Below are 16,076 nucleotides of genomic sequence, written 5' to 3' on the forward strand. Positions count from 1 at the left end.
CCTTTAAAACGGCAATTGATGCCAGCGCATGAACACTTGCAAGCCCAGCGCGCCGAGGGCGAAGGCGCCCACGAAGTACACGATAAAGCTCAGCAATCGATTCGTCTGGCGTTGCTCTGCCAGCAAGGTTTTCATCAATTCCACGTCGTTTTCACGTGGTTCGCCATACACCGTCAAGGCCTGGTGCAGCAAACGCGGCAGTTGCGGAAAGATGTGCGCATAACGGGGCGCCTCGGCGCGCAAGCGTTCCATGAAGCCTTGCGGCCCCACTTGGTTGCTCATCCATTTTTCCAGATAAGGCTTGGCCGTTTGCCACAAGTCCAGTTCCGGGTCCAGCTGGCGGCCCAGGCCTTCGATATTGAGCAGGGTCTTTTGCAGCAGCACCAGTTGCGGCTGCACTTCCACATTGAAGCGGCGCGAGGTCTGGAACAGGCGCAGCAGCACCTGGCCGAACGAGATATCCTTCAGCGGACGGTCGAAGATCGGCTCGCAGCAGGCGCGCACGGCCGCTTCCAGCTCATCCACGCGCGTATCTTTCGGCGCCCAGCCCGATTCGATGTGCGCCTCGGCCACGCGCTTGTAGTCGCGGCGGAAGAAAGCGAGGAAGTTTTGCGACAGGTAATCCTTGTCGTAGTCATTCAACGTTCCCACGATGCCAAAGTCCAGCGCAATGTAGCGGCCGAACGATTCAGGCGCGATCGACACGAGAATATTTCCGGGGTGCATATCTGCATGAAAAAAACCGTCGCGGAACACTTGTGTGAAGAAAATCTCCACGCCATCGCTGGAGAGTTTACGCAAATCCACGCCGGCGGCCACCAGGCGGTCGGTTTGCGACACGGGAATCCCAACCATCCGCTCCATGACGATGACGCTGCTGGAGCAATAATCCCAGTGCATTTCCGGCACCATCAGCAAGTCCGAATTGGCGAAATTGCGGCGCAGCTGGCTGGCATTGGCCGCCTCGCGCATCAGGTCCAGCTCATCATGCAGGTATTTGTCGAATTCGCCCACGACTTCGCGCGGCTTGAGGCGCTTGCTGTCGGCCCACAGGCGGCTGGTCCAGTCGGCGGCGATGTGCATCAGGGCCACGTCTTCGTCGATCAGCTTTTTCATGCCTGGACGCAAGACCTTCACGGCCACTTCGCGGCCATCTTTCAGGGTGGCGAAATGCACCTGGGCAATGGAGGCGGACGCCACCGGCTCGCGCTCGAAGCGGGCAAACAACTGATCCGGGTGCGCGCCCAGCGACTTGGTGATCTGTGCAATGGCCAGGTCGGAGTCGAAGGGCGGCACCCGATCTTGCAAGCGCGCCAATTCTTCGGCGATGTCGGGCGGCATCAGATCGCGCCGGGTCGACAGCACCTGGCCGAATTTGACGAAAATGGGACCCAGCTCTTCCAGCGCCAGGCGCAGGCGCAGGCCCCGCGGCGACGACAGGTCGCGCCAGAAAATCAGGGTGTCGATCAATTTGGCGGTGCGGGGAACTTGCAGACCAGAAATCGCTATCTCATCCAGACCGTACTTGATGGAAACACGGATGATTTTAAACAGGCGCAGGAATTTCAATATCATGTAGACAAATCCGGTGTGGGAGACAAAGGCTGGGTGGCGGCGGCCACCTTTTCCAGCCGGGCAAGGCGCTTAGCCAGGCGTTCGACGTCGTCGCGCACGCGCGTCACGCCAGCGGAATACTCTTGCAGGGTAGCAGGACGGATCAGCATGGGCTGTTCATCGATAAAATATTCGGCCACGTTTTCCGCCAGCTTTTGCTGGCCCGTGCGCACAAAAGCGGCAGCATCTTTCGCACCGGAAACAAGGCGCGTGGCCAGCACGGGACCGAAGACCTTTTCCAGGTCATGCTCGGCTTCCCAGCGCAATCCCTTGCTCAGTTGCGAAATCGCATTGGCAAACTCGGCATCGCCTTCGATCTTGACGTAGGAAAACGCCCGCTCGCGGTGTTGCAGGATCAGCGGCACATCGGACAATTTGACGCGGATGGTGACATTCGCCGGCATGTCGGCCGGCGCCGCTTCCAGCATGCCGGCGCTGTCGACGCGCAGGCGCAAGGCCACGGCGCCCGTGTCGATGCAAGCCAGTTTGCCGGCATGCACGGCCAACTGCTGGCGCGCCCACGGCTCTTGCGCCAGCAAATGGTTGATTGTCGCGATGACGGGCGTCATCAAGGAGAGATCGGAAAGTGATGGCATCATGTGCTTGCGCGCCAAACGCGCTCCTAAAAATGAAAAACCGCCCGTAAAACAACGCGGGCGGTTTCGATCTTACCAGTTCAGCAGGAAATATCTGTCAAGCATCATGCATTGCGCATGGACTTAAGCCATGATTCAGCAAGTTTTGACAATTAATTCAATTGCTGGATGCCTGCCAAGACCCAGCCGCTATTGCCGCTGACGGGTTTCGACATATTCCACACTTCCGCGAACGGTTCCGCTGCCGCACCCTGCGCCGAACGGATCAGGCCCGTAAACTTCACGCTGGCCAGGTAATCGTTAACGCTGGTCTCGATCCCCATCAATTCGGCGTCGATGGTGACGACATCGGTAAAGTCCGGCTGCGCGCCCCGTTCCTGGATTTGCATGCGCAGTTCCGCATACACTTCCGGCGACGTGAATTCGCGGATATCGTTGACGTCCGCCTTGTCCCAGGCCGCTTGCAAGCGAATGAAATTGCTTTTCGCGTGGCGCAGGAAGGCTTCCTTGTCGAAGTCGCTTGGCACGCCCCATGGCGCGGCAACTGGTGCCGGGACCGGCTTGTCCAGGCCGACGCCGGACGAAACGGGCTGCAGCGGTGGAATGCGCGAACCAATGTCAGGCACGTTGCCGGCCGGTGCCGGCTGGTTGCCGCCAAAGCCCGCGAACGGCGCATTGCCGCCGGCGTTGCTGTCACGCTTGCCGCGCACCATGCGGTAGATGAAGAAGACCACGCCGGCCAACAAGGCCACCATCAGCAGGGTGCTGATCATGCTGGCCAGGGCGCCGCCCAGGCCGAAATGCGACAGCAGCGCGCCCAGGCCCAGGCCCAGCAAGGCACCGCCCAGCAAGCCCTTCCAACGGCTCGGGGCCTTGGCGGCAGGCGCCGGCGCGGGGGCCGGTGCAGGTTGCGCCTGGCGTGGCGTGGCAGCCGGTGCCGGGGTCGGCGCCGGTGCGGGCGCCTGGCGGCCCACGTTTTGCGACTGGCGGCCAAACGAACGGCCACCGCCCATGGGTCGGGCCAGCGCCTCGCCCAGCATGGATACCGTGGTCGCGGCCAGCATCATGCCGACCATAAATTTCTTCAATTTCATTCCATCTCCTAAAATCACCAACATTGATGCATTACATCTTGATACCGGTATGCAAAGCGGCAATGCCTGCCGTCAAATTGTAGTACTGCACGCGCTCCAGGCCTGCCGTTTCCATCATGGTCTTCAGCGTTTCCTGGTCCGGGTGCATGCGGATCGATTCTGCCAGGTAGCGATAGCTTTCCGCGTCGCCGGCGATTTTTTTTCCGAACCACGGCAAGACCGAGAACGAATACAGGTCGTACGGCTTTTGCAGGGGAGCGGCCACCTTGGAAAATTCCAGCACCAGCAGCTTGCCACCCGGTTTCAGCACGCGGCGCATTTCCGCCAGCGCCACATCCTTGTGCGTCATGTTGCGCAGGCCAAAGGCCACGCTAACACGGTCAAAATAGTTATCGGGGAATGGCAGTTTCTCCGCGTCACACAACAAGGTGGGGGTGAGCAAGCCGCGATTCAAGAGGCGGTCGCGGCCTACGCGCAACATCGATTCATTGATATCGGTCAACCAGACTTCGCCGGTGGGGCCCGCCTGCTTGGCAAATGCCTTCGACAGGTCGCCCGTGCCGCCGGCGATGTCGAGCACCTTGAAGCCGGGGCGCACGCCCGCATTGGCAATCGTGAACGTCTTCCACAGACGGTGCAGCCCGCCCGACATCAAGTCGTTCATCACGTCGTATTTGGCAGCGACGGAATGGAACACCTTGGCGACTTCGCGCACTTTGTCGTCTTCTGCAACTGTTTTGTATCCGAAATGGGTCGTATTGGTCATGGTAGGCAGTCTGTTTGAACTTGGGAGCATTATACAAGCGGCAGGCGCATTTCCCCGTGACGCCGGAGAAGGTATTGCCTTTCCACTGCATTCGCAGCAAGCATTGCCGCCCGGGCATACGCCGCCAGCGCCCCCGGCCGGTCGCCGTGGCGGCGCAGCAAGTCGGCCCTGGCCGCATGCAGATAATGCGATTGCGCCAGGCTGGGCACGGTTTCCAGCCGCGCCAGCCAGGCCAGGCCGTGTTCGGCGCCATGCGCCATGGCACAGGCAATCACCGCATTGAGCAAAATCAAGGGTTCCGGCTTGTGCCGCAGCAAGGCGCCATACAGGGCGCTGATCTGGCGCCAGTCCGTCTGGCTGGCTGCAGCCGCTTTGGCGTGCAAGGCGGCAATGGCCGCCTGCAATTGATATGGTCCTGGCGCGCGCGTCGGCAAGGCTACTTCCAGCACGGCCAGTCCCTCGGCAATCAAGTCACTCTGCCACAGGCGCCGGTCTTGTTCTTCCAAGGTCAGCAAATATCCTTCGGGCGAGAGGCGGGCCGGGCCGCGCGACGCCTGCAGCAGCATCAGGGCCAATAAACCCTGCACTTCCGGCCGGCCGGGCTGTAAAGCGTCGAGCAGCCGTCCCAGCCGCAGCGCCTCCGCGCACAGGTCCGCGCGCAGCAGGGTGTCACCCCCGCTGGCGCAATAGCCTTCGCTGAACACCAGATAGATTACCTGCAGCACTTGCGCCAGCCGTTGTGGCCAATCTTGCGTCCGCGGTAACTCGAAGGGGATGCGCGCTTCGGCGATCTTGCGTTTGGCGCGCAATAGCCGCTGCGACAGGGCCGCTTCCGCCAGGCCGAAGGCGCGCGCGATCTCGGCCGTGGACAAGCCACACAGGGTGCGCAGGGCCAGCGCCACTTGCGCCTCGGGCGCCAGCGCGGGATGGCAACAGATGAACAGCAGGCGCAAACGGTCGTCCTCGATGGCGTGTGTTTCTTGAATAATGGCCGCCGGCAGACTCGACAGCACAGCCTCGGCATCGCTGATGCTCTTGCCCGCCCGACGCACCTGATCGAGGCCCGCGTTACGCGCCACGGAACTGAGCCAGGCGGCGGGATTATCGGGTATGCCCGTGCGCGGCCACAGTTCCAATGCCTTGCGGCATGCTTCCTGCAGCACATCTTCCGCCAGGTCCAGGTCACCGAAACGCCGCATCAGGCTGGCCAGCACCCTGCCCCGCTCCTGGCGAAAGACATGCTCGACGGCCGACATGGCGTCGCAGATCATCGTCAGGCCGTGACGGGCCGTACTTCGATAGTGCCCAAAGAGGCTACCGGACAACGCGCAGCCCAGGCCAGCGCCTCGTCCAGGTTGGCGCAGGCTAGCAGATAGTAGCCGCCCAGCTGCTCCTTGGTTTCCGCAAACGGCCCATCCGTGATGACAGGCTTGCCATTTTGCACACGCACGCTGGTGGCGCTGCCCACGGACGCCAGCTCGGCCCCGCCGCGCAGCACGCCGGCCGCTTCCAGAGCTTGCGTATAGCTGGCAAAGTCGGCCATCAGGCTGGCCATCTGGCCCTCTTCCATGGCGGCATAGCGCGCCTCGTCGGCATAGATCAGGATCATGTATTCCATAGTCTCTTCTCCAAAAGAAAAATGCCCGCAAGCGCGGGCATTCATACGACGAACGGGGCGGCGGTTTTCCGACAGATTACCGCATTATTTTTTTTGCTTAATGTTTATGCCCGCAGCTCGGGCCATGCACATGACCGCCGGACGCTTGCTTGACCGTCATGTCGGCCTTGGCATCGCGGCCGCTATCGCCCGGGTAGCCGGCCGCCGTCAGACGATCCAGGTAATCCTGCCACAGGGTCGCTTGCTGCGCGCCCAGCTTGTACAGGTAGGCCCAGGTGTACAGGCCGGAATTGTGGCCATCGCTGAAAGTCGGCTGCACGGCGTAGTTGCCGACAGGCTCGATGCCCGTGATGCCGACCAGGCGTTTTCCTAGTTGCAAGGTTTCCTGGCCCTTGCCATGGCCCTGCACTTCGGCCGACGGCGAGTACACGCGCAGGTATTCGAACGGCAGCGCAAATGTGCTGCCATCATCGAACGCCACGTCGAGCACGCGCGACTGGTTGTGCACGGTCAAGCCGGTCGGTTGGGGTGTTGCTACTTTTTCAGTCATGACAATACTTTATGCGGATAAACGTTGAATGATGGCGGCGCGCAGTGCCGGCAACAGGGCGCGGCGCGCGGCCAGCACGGCGGGCGCCGTCTCGCGCTGGATCACCGCCCAGCTGGGATGTGGGAAATGCGCATCGTCGCGGTAGCGGGGAATCACGTGCCAATGCACGTGCGGCGTCATGTTGCCGAAACTGGCCACATTGACCTTTTCCGGTTGCATGACTTCGCGCACGGCCAGCTCGACTTGCCACACGACTTCCATGACATAGTTGCGCTCACCGGGCGTCAAATCCGTCATTTCCTTCACGTGTTTGTTCCAGATCACGCGGCAAAAGCCGGGGTAGCTTGGATCGTCGACGGCCACCACGGACAGGCGCTCGCTACGCCACAGCAAGGTTGCACAACCCTGCTTGTTGGCGAAGCTATCGAGCAACTGACATAAATCACAGGTCAAGGAGGTCACACGAGCACCCGTTCAATGCCGCCGTCATTCGCGCGTTTCACGTAATCCGGCATCCAGTTCTCTCCCAGCAAATGTTTGGCGATCTCGACGACGATGTAGTCGGCCGTGGTGCCCGAATCGTCATTGTAGCGCGACAAGCCTTGCAGGCACGATGGGCAGCTGGTGAGGATTTTTACGTCGCCCGTGAACCCGTCACCGCGCAACTTGTCGGCACCCTTGACCATCTCTTCTTCCTTGCGGAAACGCACTTGCGTGGAAATGTCGGGACGCGTGACGGCCAGGGAACCCGATTCGCCGCAGCAACGGTCATTCTTCTCGATCTTCACGTTGTCTACCGTGCTGATCAGGGAATTGATGGTCTTGCCCGATTCCTGCAGCTTCATCGGATTGTGGCATGGCTCGTGGTACATATAGCGCGTGCCGTTGACGCCTTCCAGCTTGACGTTTTTCTCCAGCAAGTACTCATGGATATCCATGATGCGGCAGCCGGGGAAAATCTTTTCAAACTGGTAGGTTGCCAGCTGGTCATAACAGGTGCCGCACGAGACGAGCACCGTTTTGATATCCAGGTAATTGAGCGTGTTGGCCATGCGGTGGAACAAGACGCGGTTGTCCGTCATCATCTTCTCGGCCTTGTCGAACTCGCCCGCGCCCCGCTGCGGATAACCGCAGCACAGGTAACCGGGCGGCAAGACCGTCTGCACGCCCACTTCCCACAGCATCGCCTGCGTCGCCAGGCCCACTTGCGAGAACAAGCGCTCCGAACCGCAACCGGGGAAGTAGAACACGGCTTCCGTATCGGCCGTGGTCGTCTTCGGATTGCGGATGATGGGGATGACTTTATCGTCTTCGATGTCGAGCAACGCGCGCGCCGTTTTCTTCGGCAGGTTGCCCGGCATCTTTTTATTGATGAAATGGATCACCTGCGCCTTGACCGGTGGCTTGCCTGTCGATGGCGGCGGCGCCTTGGTCTGCTTCTTGGCAAATTTCTTCAGTAAATCGTGGCCCAGGCGCTGCGCCTTGTAGCCCCAGTCGATCATGACCTTGCGCGTGGCGTTGATGGTCACGGGATCGGTGGCGTTGAGGAACAGCATCGTTGCCTTGGTGCCGGGATTAAAACTCTTCTTGTCCATCTTGCGCAGCAAGTTGCGCATGTTCATCGACACGTCGCCAAAGTCGATATTGACGGGGCAAGGCGTGACGCATTTATGGCACACCGTGCAGTGATCGGCCACATCCTCGAACTCTTCCCAATGCTTGATGGAAATGCCGCGGCGCGTCTGCTCTTCGTACAGGAAGGCTTCAATCAGGGACGAGGTCGCCAAGATCTTGTCGCGTGGCGAGTACAGCAAGTTGGCGCGCGGCACGTGGGTCGCGCATACGGGTTTGCACTTGCCGCAGCGCAAGCAATCCTTGACGCTGTCGGCGATGGCGCCGATATCGCTTTGCTGCATGATCAGCGATTCGTGGCCCATCAGGCCGAACGATGGCGTATAGGCATTGCGCAAGTCGGCGCCGATGCCCGGCAGATTCAGCAATTTGCCTTTATTAAAACGGCCTTCCGGGTCGATGCGCTGCTTGTAGCTGCGGAACTCGCCGATTTCTTCTTCCGTCAAGAATTCCAGCTTGGTAATGCCGATACCATGCTCGCCGGAAATGACGCCATTCAGCGAGCGGGCCAGTATCATGATGCGGCCCACGGCTTGGTGGGCATCTTGCAGCATTTCGTAATTGTCCGAGTTGACGGGCAAGTTTGTGTGCACGTTACCGTCGCCCGCATGCATGTGCAGCGCGACAAACACGCGGCTACGCAGAATGCGCGCATGGATGGCGGTCGCCTCATCAAGGATCAGCTTGAAAGCGGCGCCGTTGAAGATCTGGCGCAGTTGCGCACGAATCTCTTGCTTCCAGGTAATGCGCACGGTACGGTCCTGCACCACGTCAAACAGGGTGGCAGCGGGCTGCGTTTCCAGGCGTGCATCGAACACGGGCAGCAAACGCTCCAGGCCCAGTTCAGCCAACTCGTTTTTCACGTCCGCCAGCGGACGGTCCAGCTGGGCCAGCAGATAGGTCCAACGTGCCGTGACTTGCGCCAGCAATTGCTGCGCCTGCTCGGCGCGGTCGCCCAGCATTTCAGCGTCGTCGACCCGGTCGTCCGACGCATCGTCGCTCTTGCCAATTGGCAAGTTACCCTTGGCAAAGAATTCACTGAGGGCATCGGCCAGTTGCAGCTTGTTCTTGATCGACAGTTCGATATTGATGCGCTCGATACCATCGGTGTATTCGCCCATGCGATTCAGGGGAATCACCACGTCTTCATTAATCTTGAACGCGTTGGTGTGCTTGGCAATGGCCGCCGTGCGGGCGCGATCGAGCCAGAATTTCTTGCGCGCTTCCGCGCTGACGGCAACAAAGCCTTCGCCCACGCGGGTGTTGGCGATGCGCACCACTTCCGACGCCGCTTGCGCGACGGCATTTTCATCGTCGCCGACGATGTCGCCAAACAAGGCCATCTTCGGCAGCACGCCCCGCTTCGACTTGGTGGCGTAACCGACGGCGCGCAGGTAGCGCTCGTCCAGGTGTTCCAGGCCCGCCAGGCGGATGCTCGTGTATTGCTCGCCCTTGGCCGGCAAGCCATCGAGGTAATCCTTGATTTCCACGATCGATGGAATCGCGTCGCGCGCCTGGCCAAAGAATTCCAGGCAGACGGTACGGGCGAACTTCGGCATCTTGTGCAAGATCCAGCGCGCCGACGTGATCAGGCCGTCGCAGCCTTCTTTCTGGATACCCGGCAAGCCGGCGAGGAACTTGTCCGTCACATCCTTGCCCAGGCCTTCCTTGCGGAAGCGGCGGCCGGGAATTTCCAGGATTTCCGTCTTGAACGGCGCGTTTGGTTTCGTCGCGTCGCGCGTACTCGGGTGGCGCCATTCCAGCTGGAAACGTGCCAGTGCGATATCGTGGATTTTGCCCAGGTTATGGTCGAGACGCGTGACATCGAGCCAGTCGCCGTTCGGGTCGACCATGCGCCACGACGCCAGGTTGTCCAGCGCCGTACCCCACAGCACGGCCTTCTTGCCGCCCGCATTCATGGCAACGTTACCACCGATGCAAGAGGCGTGCGCCGAGGTCGGGTCGACGGCAAACACGAAGCCGGCCTTTTCCGCCGCTTCCGATACCTTGTTCGTGATCACGCCCGCGCCCGAATTGATCGTCGCGTATTCGTGCGTGAGGCCGGGCAAGAGCGTCATTTCCACGGCGCCCAGGGTAATCAGTTTTTCCGTGTTGATGACGGCCGACATCGGCGTCAGGGGAATCGCGCCGCCCGTGTAGCCGGTGCCGCCGCCGCGCGGGATGATGGTCAGCCCCAGCTCGATGCAGCCTTTCACCAGGCCGGCCATTTCTTCTTCCGTGTCGGGCGTCAGGACGACGAACGGGTATTCGACGCGCCAGTCGGTGGCGTCCGTCACGTGCGACACGCGCGTCATGCCATCGAAACGCACATTGTGTTTTTCCGTGTAGCGCCCCAGCACCTTGACCGTGCGCTTGCGCAAGTCATAGGTCTTGCGGAACTCGTCGCCGAAATCGGCCACGGCCTTGCTGGCCGCTTTCAGCAGCAGTTCCACATTGTGGCTTCGCGCCTGCGCCACTTCGGGCGCTTCGCCACTAACCGCGACATCGCCGCCGGCCGCATCGATGCCCAGGCGGCGCTTGTCGACTTCGGCCAGGCGGTGATGCAAGGCATCGATCAAGCCTTGGCGGCGCTTCGGGTTATCGAGCAAGTCATCTTGCAGGTAGGGATTGCGGCGCACCACCCAGATGTCGCCCAGCACCTCGTACAGCATGCGGGCCGAACGGCCCGTCTGGCGGGCGCCGCGCAGCTCGTCGAGCAGGCGCCAGGAGTCCTCCCCCAACAGGCGTATGACGATCTCGCGATCGGAAAACGACGTGTAGTTATACGGGATTTCGCGCAGGCGGCTTGCTGCGGGACCATTCGGCGTTTCTGCCAGTAAAGCTTGGAGTTGTGCGGGAGCGTTCATGGAGTATGGTGACGATGTGGACTGGGCCCTAAAGGACTATTTTATCTTATTGCGCCGCAGCATGCGGGAACAGCCTTAGGCCGCCTAAGGTTTAAGCACCTCACCCATCACCATAGCAAATACGGGAAAGCTTACTTTTTCATGAATAAAAAATCAGTTTTTCTGATTTTTTTACGTGAAACTGCCAAGAATCGGACTCAGCCACAAACTATCAATCTGCCCAAAAAAAGGGCAAACAGGCGTTGCAATACGTACCATCGCCATCACGCCAGCATTTGTCCGATCCGGTGCCATACGCCGTCGGGCACGTACAACAGCAAGCCCGTCATGGTCAGGTAGCGCGCGCACTTGCCGATGGCCATGTAGGCCACGCTGGGCCAGAATGGCAGCTTGAGCCAGCCCGCCAGCGTGCACAGGGGGTCGCCCACGAGCGGCAGCCAGGCCAGCAGCATGGTCTTGGCGCCATAGCGGGCCAGCCAGCGGAACCAGCGCGTGTCGCGCTCCTTGGCGAACGCCTGTTTGGCACGGTAGCCCATCCAGTAGTCGACGATGCCGCCCAAGGTATTGCCCAGGGTGGCGACGCCGATGGCGGCCCAGAACAACGCGGGATTGGCCTTGATGACGGCAAACACGGCCGGCTCCGAGCCGAGCGGCAGCAAGGTGGCGGAAATAAAGCTGATCAGAAAGATCGATGTCAGCCCGACTTCCGGCGCTGCGATCAGCTGCAGCAGCCAGGCGATTGCGGATTCGATCATGGAACACTTCGCGATGCAGTAAGGCTCTCCATTATAATGAAGCGCAGCTTGCGCGCCGCACAATCCGCGCCGACCAGCCAGGGCTCACCGGCCCCTAGTTCCACAGAGCATTATTTGTCGCCAGGCTATCCGCCGCCGCGCCGCCGCTATCGACCGACACGCTCCAGAGCCTTTCTGGCCCAGAATCACTTGCTAGCAGACTATGAACATCGACTACCTCAAGAAAATCCTGACCGCCCGCGTCTATGACGTCGCCACCGAAACGCCGCTGGAACTGGCCCCAGCCCTGTCGCAGCGCCTGAACAACCAGATTTACTTCAAGCGCGAAGACATGCAAAGCGTGTTCAGCTTCAAGATTCGCGGCGCCTACAACAAGATGGCCCAGCTCAGCGATGCGGAACGCAAGCGCGGCGTCATTTGCGCCTCGGCCGGCAACCATGCCCAGGGCGTGGCCCTGTCGGCAGCGCGCATGGGTTGCCGCGCCGTCATCGTCATGCCCACCACCACGCCCCCCGTCAAGATCGACGCCGTCAAGGCGCGCGGTGGCGTACATGTGGAAATCGTGCTGCACGGCGAGTCCTACACGGATGCTTATAACCACGCGCTGACCCTGGAAAAAGAACAGAAGCTGACCTTCGTGCACCCGTTCGACGATCCGGACGTGATCGCCGGCCAGGGTACGATCGGCATGGAAATCCTGCGCCAGCATTCCGGCCCCATCCACGCCATCTTCGTCGCCATCGGCGGCGGCGGCCTGATCGCCGGCGTGGCTGCGTACGTGAAACAGATTCGCCCCGACATCAAGATCATCGGCGTGCAAACGGTCGATTCGGACGCCATGGCGCGCTCGCTGAAAGCGGGCGAACGCGTCACCCTGCCCGACGTGGGGCTATTTTCGGACGGCACGGCCGTGCGCCTGGTGGGCGAAGAAACCTTCCGTTTGGCACAGCAATATGTCGATGAAGTCATTATCGTCGACACGGACGCCATTTGCGCCGCCATCAAGGATGTGTTTACGGATACGCGCAGCATCCTGGAACCGGCCGGCGCACTGGCCATCGCGGGTGCCAAGGCCTATGTGGAGCGGGCCAGCCTGAGCAAGCACCCTGTCGTCAACCAGACGCTGGTCACCATCGCCTGCGGCGCCAACATGAATTTCGACCGCTTGCGCTTCGTCGCCGAGCGTGCCGAGCTGGGCGAGTTCCGCGAAGCCGTGTTTGCCGTCACCATGCGCGAACAGCGAGGCAGCTTCAAGCGCTTCTGCTCACTCATCGGCGCGCGCAACGTGACGGAATTTAATTACCGCATCAGCGATGAAAAAGCCGCGCACGTGTTCGTCGGCATTCAAATTGCCGACAGGCATGAATCGGGCGTGCTGGCGAAGACATTCGAGGAACACGAATTCAAGACGCTCGACCTGACGCACGACGAGCTGGCCAAGTCGCACATCCGCCATCTGGTCGGTGGCAAGAGCCGGCTGGCCCAGGACGAGCTGCTATACCGCTTTGAATTCCCAGAGCGCCCCGGTGCGCTGATGCGCTTCCTCGACAGCATGGCGCCGAACTGGAATATTTCCCTGTGTCATTACCGCAGCCAGGGCGGCGACGTGGGCCGCATCCTCATCGGCCTGCAAGTGCCACCCGACGAGATGGGCGAGTTTGCCCGCTTCCTCGACACCCTGGGGTACCGTTACTGGGATGAAAGCAGCAATCCTGTGTATAAGCTGTTTTTGGGTTAAGCATCACCTCCCAACGGCGACTACTCGCCGCTGGGGGAATTAGGCTACCATGCGTGCTTGACTGAATTCACGCCACACGACCATGACCGCCACCCACGACCTCGCCGAACAATCGCCCCTGGGCAAAAACTCCGCCTACCGCAGCGATTACGCACCGGAACTGCTGTTCCCGATTCCCCGCCAGGGCAAGCGCGATGAACTGGAACTGCACGGCACACTGCCGTTCTTTGGCTTCGATATCTGGAATGCCTACGAACTGTCATGGCTGAACCAGCGCGGCAAGCCGCAGGTGGCCATTGCCAAGGTCAGCGCGCCGGCCGATTCGCCGAACATCATTGAATCGAAATCGTTCAAGCTGTACCTGAACTCGTTCAACCAGACCAAACTGGACGGCCCGGATGCGCTGCTGGCCCTGCTCAAGCAGGATTTGTCGACGGGTTTTGGCGCGCCCGTGCAAGTGGAACTGACCTTGCAGGAAGATTTTGGCAAGCTCAAAATGGGCGAATTCGATGGCGTACTGCTCGACCGCCTGGACCTGGAAATTACCGAGTACACGCCTTCGCCGCAACTCTTGAAGGCAGCGCTGGATGAAGCTCCGGTGGAAGAAAAACTCATCTCACACTTGCTCAAATCGAATTGCCTGGTGACGGGCCAGCCGGACTGGGGCAGCGTGCAGATCGCGTATGCAGGACCACAGATCGATCAGGAAAGCCTGTTGCGCTACCTGATTGGTTTCCGCGAACACAATGAATTCCATGAGCAATGCGTGGAGCGCATCTTTGTCGATATCTTGCGCCAGTGCAAGCCGCAAAAACTGTCCGTGTATGCGCGCTATACGCGCCGCGGCGGACTCGATATCAATCCGTGGCGCAGCAACTACAGCACGGGCGCGATGCCGGGCAATCTGCGTAATGCGCGCCAGTAACACGGCGCAACACCTTGAAATCATGCCAACAGGAATGTTGGCGGTGTTTTAAAACAACGTTGCAGTAGTGCACCGGTGCATCTCAAAGACGCTGAAAAATCGGAAAATCGGCATTCGGCGGCGGAAAAACCGGCGCGGCGCGTGTTTTTAATCAAGAAATAGCCGATACACCCCGGTGTTGGTTTTTTGCCAAAATGATGGCGACATGGGCTGTAGCGCACACTGCGCCCACAGCGGGCGTATACTGTTGAGAATTGGCGTTACAGGCCGCAGAAACAGGCCTATAATTCGGCTCGCAAGCCCTCTGCGCATTGCACCATTTCATTGAGTGTCATGACTAATCTTAGCAAAATACTATCCCTCGAAAACGTCCTGCTGGACCTGGAAGTCTCCAGTAAAAAGCGCGCCTTCGAGCAAGCCGGCCTGATCTTCGAAAACAACTACGGCATCGCCCGCTCTACCGTTTCGGACAATCTGTTTGCCCGCGAACGCCTGGGCTCGACAGGCCTGGGGCATGGCGTGGCCGTACCGCACGGCCGCGTCAAGGGCAGCAAGACCTTGAAAGCGCCGCTGGGCGCCTTCGTGCGCCTGGCCGAGCCGATTCCCTTCGAGTCGCCCGATGGCAAGCCCGTCAATCTGCTGTTTTTCCTGCTGATTCCCGATCATGTCACCCAGCAACATCTGGAAATTTTGTCGGAAATTGCCGAAATGTTTTCCGACGATGCTTTCCGCACGGCGCTGGCCACGGATCCGGAGCCGAAATCCGTGCATTCGCGCATCGTCAATTGGCAACCCAGTCTGCAAGCGGCGGGTTAAACTTCAGGTATTCCTCCACTCCTGAAGAAGACTGCCATGTTGCAAACGCCACTGACGATACAACGCCTGTACGACGATAATCGTGAAAGTCTGCAACTGGGCTGGTTCGCCGGCTTCCCCGGCGGCGAGCGCCTGATCTCGGGCGATGTCTCGTCGGCCGCCGACCAGGTGGGCCACTTGAACCTGATCCATCCAGGCCGTATCCAGGTCTTCGGCCACCAGGAAATCAATTACTACCAGCGCCTGAAGGTCAATACGCGCACCCACGTGATTGGCGAACTGATCGCTGGCGGCCCGCCCGCGCTGATCATCGCGCAAGGGTTGGAAACCCCGCCCGACATCCTCGCCATCTGCGACGAGCAAAACATTCCCCTGTTCTCCACCCCGCTGCCGGCCGCGCAAGTGATCGACTTCCTGCGCGTCTACCTGTCGAAAAAGCTGGCGCAGCGCATCATCATGCATGGCGTGTTCATGGACGTGCTGGGCGTCGGCGTGCTGATCACGGGCGACTCTGGCCTGGGCAAGAGCGAGCTGGGCCTGGAACTGATTTCGCGCAGCCACGGCCTGGTGGCCGATGACGCCGTGGAATTCTCGCGCATCGCGCCGAACATGATCGAAGGCCGCTGCCCGCCCCTGCTGCAAAACCTGCTGGAAGTGCGGGGCCTGGGCTTGCTCGACATCAAGGCCATCTTTGGCGAAACGGCCGTGCGCCGCAAGATGCGCTTGAAACTGATCGTGCATCTGGTGCGCCGCAACGCGCTGGAAGAAGAAGTCGAGCGCCTGCCCTTCCTGTTCCCCACGGAAGACGTACTCGGCTTGCCCGTGCGCAAGGTTGTCATCCCCGTCGCCGCCGGCCGCAACATCGCCGTGCTGCTGGAAGCGGCCGTGCGCAATACGATTTTGCAACTGCGCGGCATCGATACCTTGCAGGAGTTCATGGAGCGGCAGAGATTAGCTATGAGCGGTGACTAGTCTGCAGTGGAGTTCACCCTTGCAAGGGCGAACCGTTGCGCAGGCGGAGAGCAGCGCTCTCCGAAATCCCTGCGACACCAACGTTTGGCGATGAGTGGGGATTGAGAGCTCGGTAAGACACCAGCATTTGCTT

The 16,076-nt window shown here is 60.4% G+C and carries 14 protein-coding genes; 4 read left to right on the forward strand and 10 right to left on the reverse strand.

The annotated features are described in order from the left end of the window. Window positions 1–3: 3 nt before the first annotated feature. The 10 genes from ubiB to ACP7DE_RS17665 form a co-directional block, all read right to left on the reverse strand. Window positions 4–1,575, reverse strand: coding sequence for a ubiquinone biosynthesis regulatory protein kinase UbiB (gene ubiB / locus ACP7DE_RS17620; RefSeq protein WP_426073326.1), 1,572 nt, complete (start codon window positions 1,573–1,575; stop codon window positions 4–6). Further along, window positions 1,572–2,210 carry a ubiquinone biosynthesis accessory factor UbiJ gene (locus tag ACP7DE_RS17625; RefSeq protein ID WP_426073392.1) on the reverse strand — a complete coding sequence of 213 codons (639 nt, stop codon included), beginning with the start codon at window positions 2,208–2,210 and terminating at the stop codon, window positions 1,572–1,574. Before ACP7DE_RS17625 ends, ubiB begins: the two co-directional genes overlap by 4 nt. A gap of 152 nt (window positions 2,211–2,362) precedes the next feature. Then, entirely contained in the window at window positions 2,363–3,304 is a 942-nt protein-coding gene (locus ACP7DE_RS17630) for a Tim44 domain-containing protein (RefSeq protein ID WP_426073327.1), read from the reverse strand. Window positions 3,305–3,335: 31 nt separating this feature from the next. Then, entirely contained in the window at window positions 3,336–4,070 is a 735-nt protein-coding gene (gene ubiE, locus ACP7DE_RS17635; protein ID WP_426073328.1) for a bifunctional demethylmenaquinone methyltransferase/2-methoxy-6-polyprenyl-1,4-benzoquinol methylase UbiE, read from the reverse strand. Between the two features lie 29 nt (window positions 4,071–4,099). After that, the gene (locus ACP7DE_RS17640; RefSeq protein ID WP_426073329.1) at window positions 4,100–5,341 is read right to left on the reverse strand and encodes an RNA polymerase sigma factor; all 1,242 of its coding nucleotides are present in this window, start codon (window positions 5,339–5,341) and stop codon (window positions 4,100–4,102) included. 2 nt (window positions 5,342–5,343) lie between these two features. Continuing rightward, the gene (locus tag ACP7DE_RS17645; protein WP_426073330.1) at window positions 5,344–5,688 is read right to left on the reverse strand and encodes a YciI family protein; all 345 of its coding nucleotides are present in this window, start codon (window positions 5,686–5,688) and stop codon (window positions 5,344–5,346) included. A gap of 97 nt (window positions 5,689–5,785) precedes the next feature. After that, a complete protein-coding gene (locus ACP7DE_RS17650; protein WP_426073331.1) occupies window positions 5,786–6,238 on the reverse strand; it encodes a gamma-butyrobetaine hydroxylase-like domain-containing protein in 453 nt (150 codons plus the stop codon). Window positions 6,239–6,247: 9 nt separating this feature from the next. Then, window positions 6,248–6,691 (reverse strand): HIT family protein, encoded by a 444-nt coding sequence (locus tag ACP7DE_RS17655; RefSeq protein WP_426073393.1) that lies wholly within the window; start codon window positions 6,689–6,691, stop codon window positions 6,248–6,250. A gap of 5 nt (window positions 6,692–6,696) precedes the next feature. Next, on the reverse strand, window positions 6,697–10,737 hold the full coding sequence (locus ACP7DE_RS17660; RefSeq protein WP_426073332.1) for a DUF3683 domain-containing protein: 4,041 nt from the start codon (window positions 10,735–10,737) through the stop codon (window positions 6,697–6,699). Between the two features lie 263 nt (window positions 10,738–11,000). Then, entirely contained in the window at window positions 11,001–11,492 is a 492-nt protein-coding gene (locus ACP7DE_RS17665) for a YqaA family protein (protein WP_426073333.1), read from the reverse strand. 202 nt (window positions 11,493–11,694) lie between these two features. On the opposite strand from ACP7DE_RS17665, the gene ilvA reads away from it, so the two are divergent. From ilvA to hprK, 4 genes are all read left to right on the forward strand, one after another. Beyond that, window positions 11,695–13,230: a threonine ammonia-lyase, biosynthetic gene (ilvA, locus tag ACP7DE_RS17670; RefSeq protein WP_426073334.1), complete on the forward strand. Its 1,536-nt coding sequence runs from the start codon at window positions 11,695–11,697 to the stop codon at window positions 13,228–13,230. A gap of 82 nt (window positions 13,231–13,312) precedes the next feature. Next, window positions 13,313–14,155 (forward strand): NADPH-dependent 7-cyano-7-deazaguanine reductase QueF, encoded by an 843-nt coding sequence (gene queF, locus ACP7DE_RS17675; protein WP_426073335.1) that lies wholly within the window; start codon window positions 13,313–13,315, stop codon window positions 14,153–14,155. 333 nt (window positions 14,156–14,488) lie between these two features. Further along, on the forward strand, window positions 14,489–14,971 hold the full coding sequence (locus ACP7DE_RS17680) for a PTS sugar transporter subunit IIA (protein WP_071079718.1): 483 nt from the start codon (window positions 14,489–14,491) through the stop codon (window positions 14,969–14,971). 36 nt (window positions 14,972–15,007) lie between these two features. Further along, window positions 15,008–15,943, forward strand: coding sequence for an HPr(Ser) kinase/phosphatase (gene hprK / locus ACP7DE_RS17685; protein ID WP_034753337.1), 936 nt, complete (start codon window positions 15,008–15,010; stop codon window positions 15,941–15,943). Window positions 15,944–16,076 lie beyond the last annotated feature (133 nt).

The organism is Janthinobacterium sp. DSP2-3-3, from assembly GCF_049897325.1.
Lineage (GTDB): Bacteria > Pseudomonadota > Gammaproteobacteria > Burkholderiales > Burkholderiaceae_D > Janthinobacterium.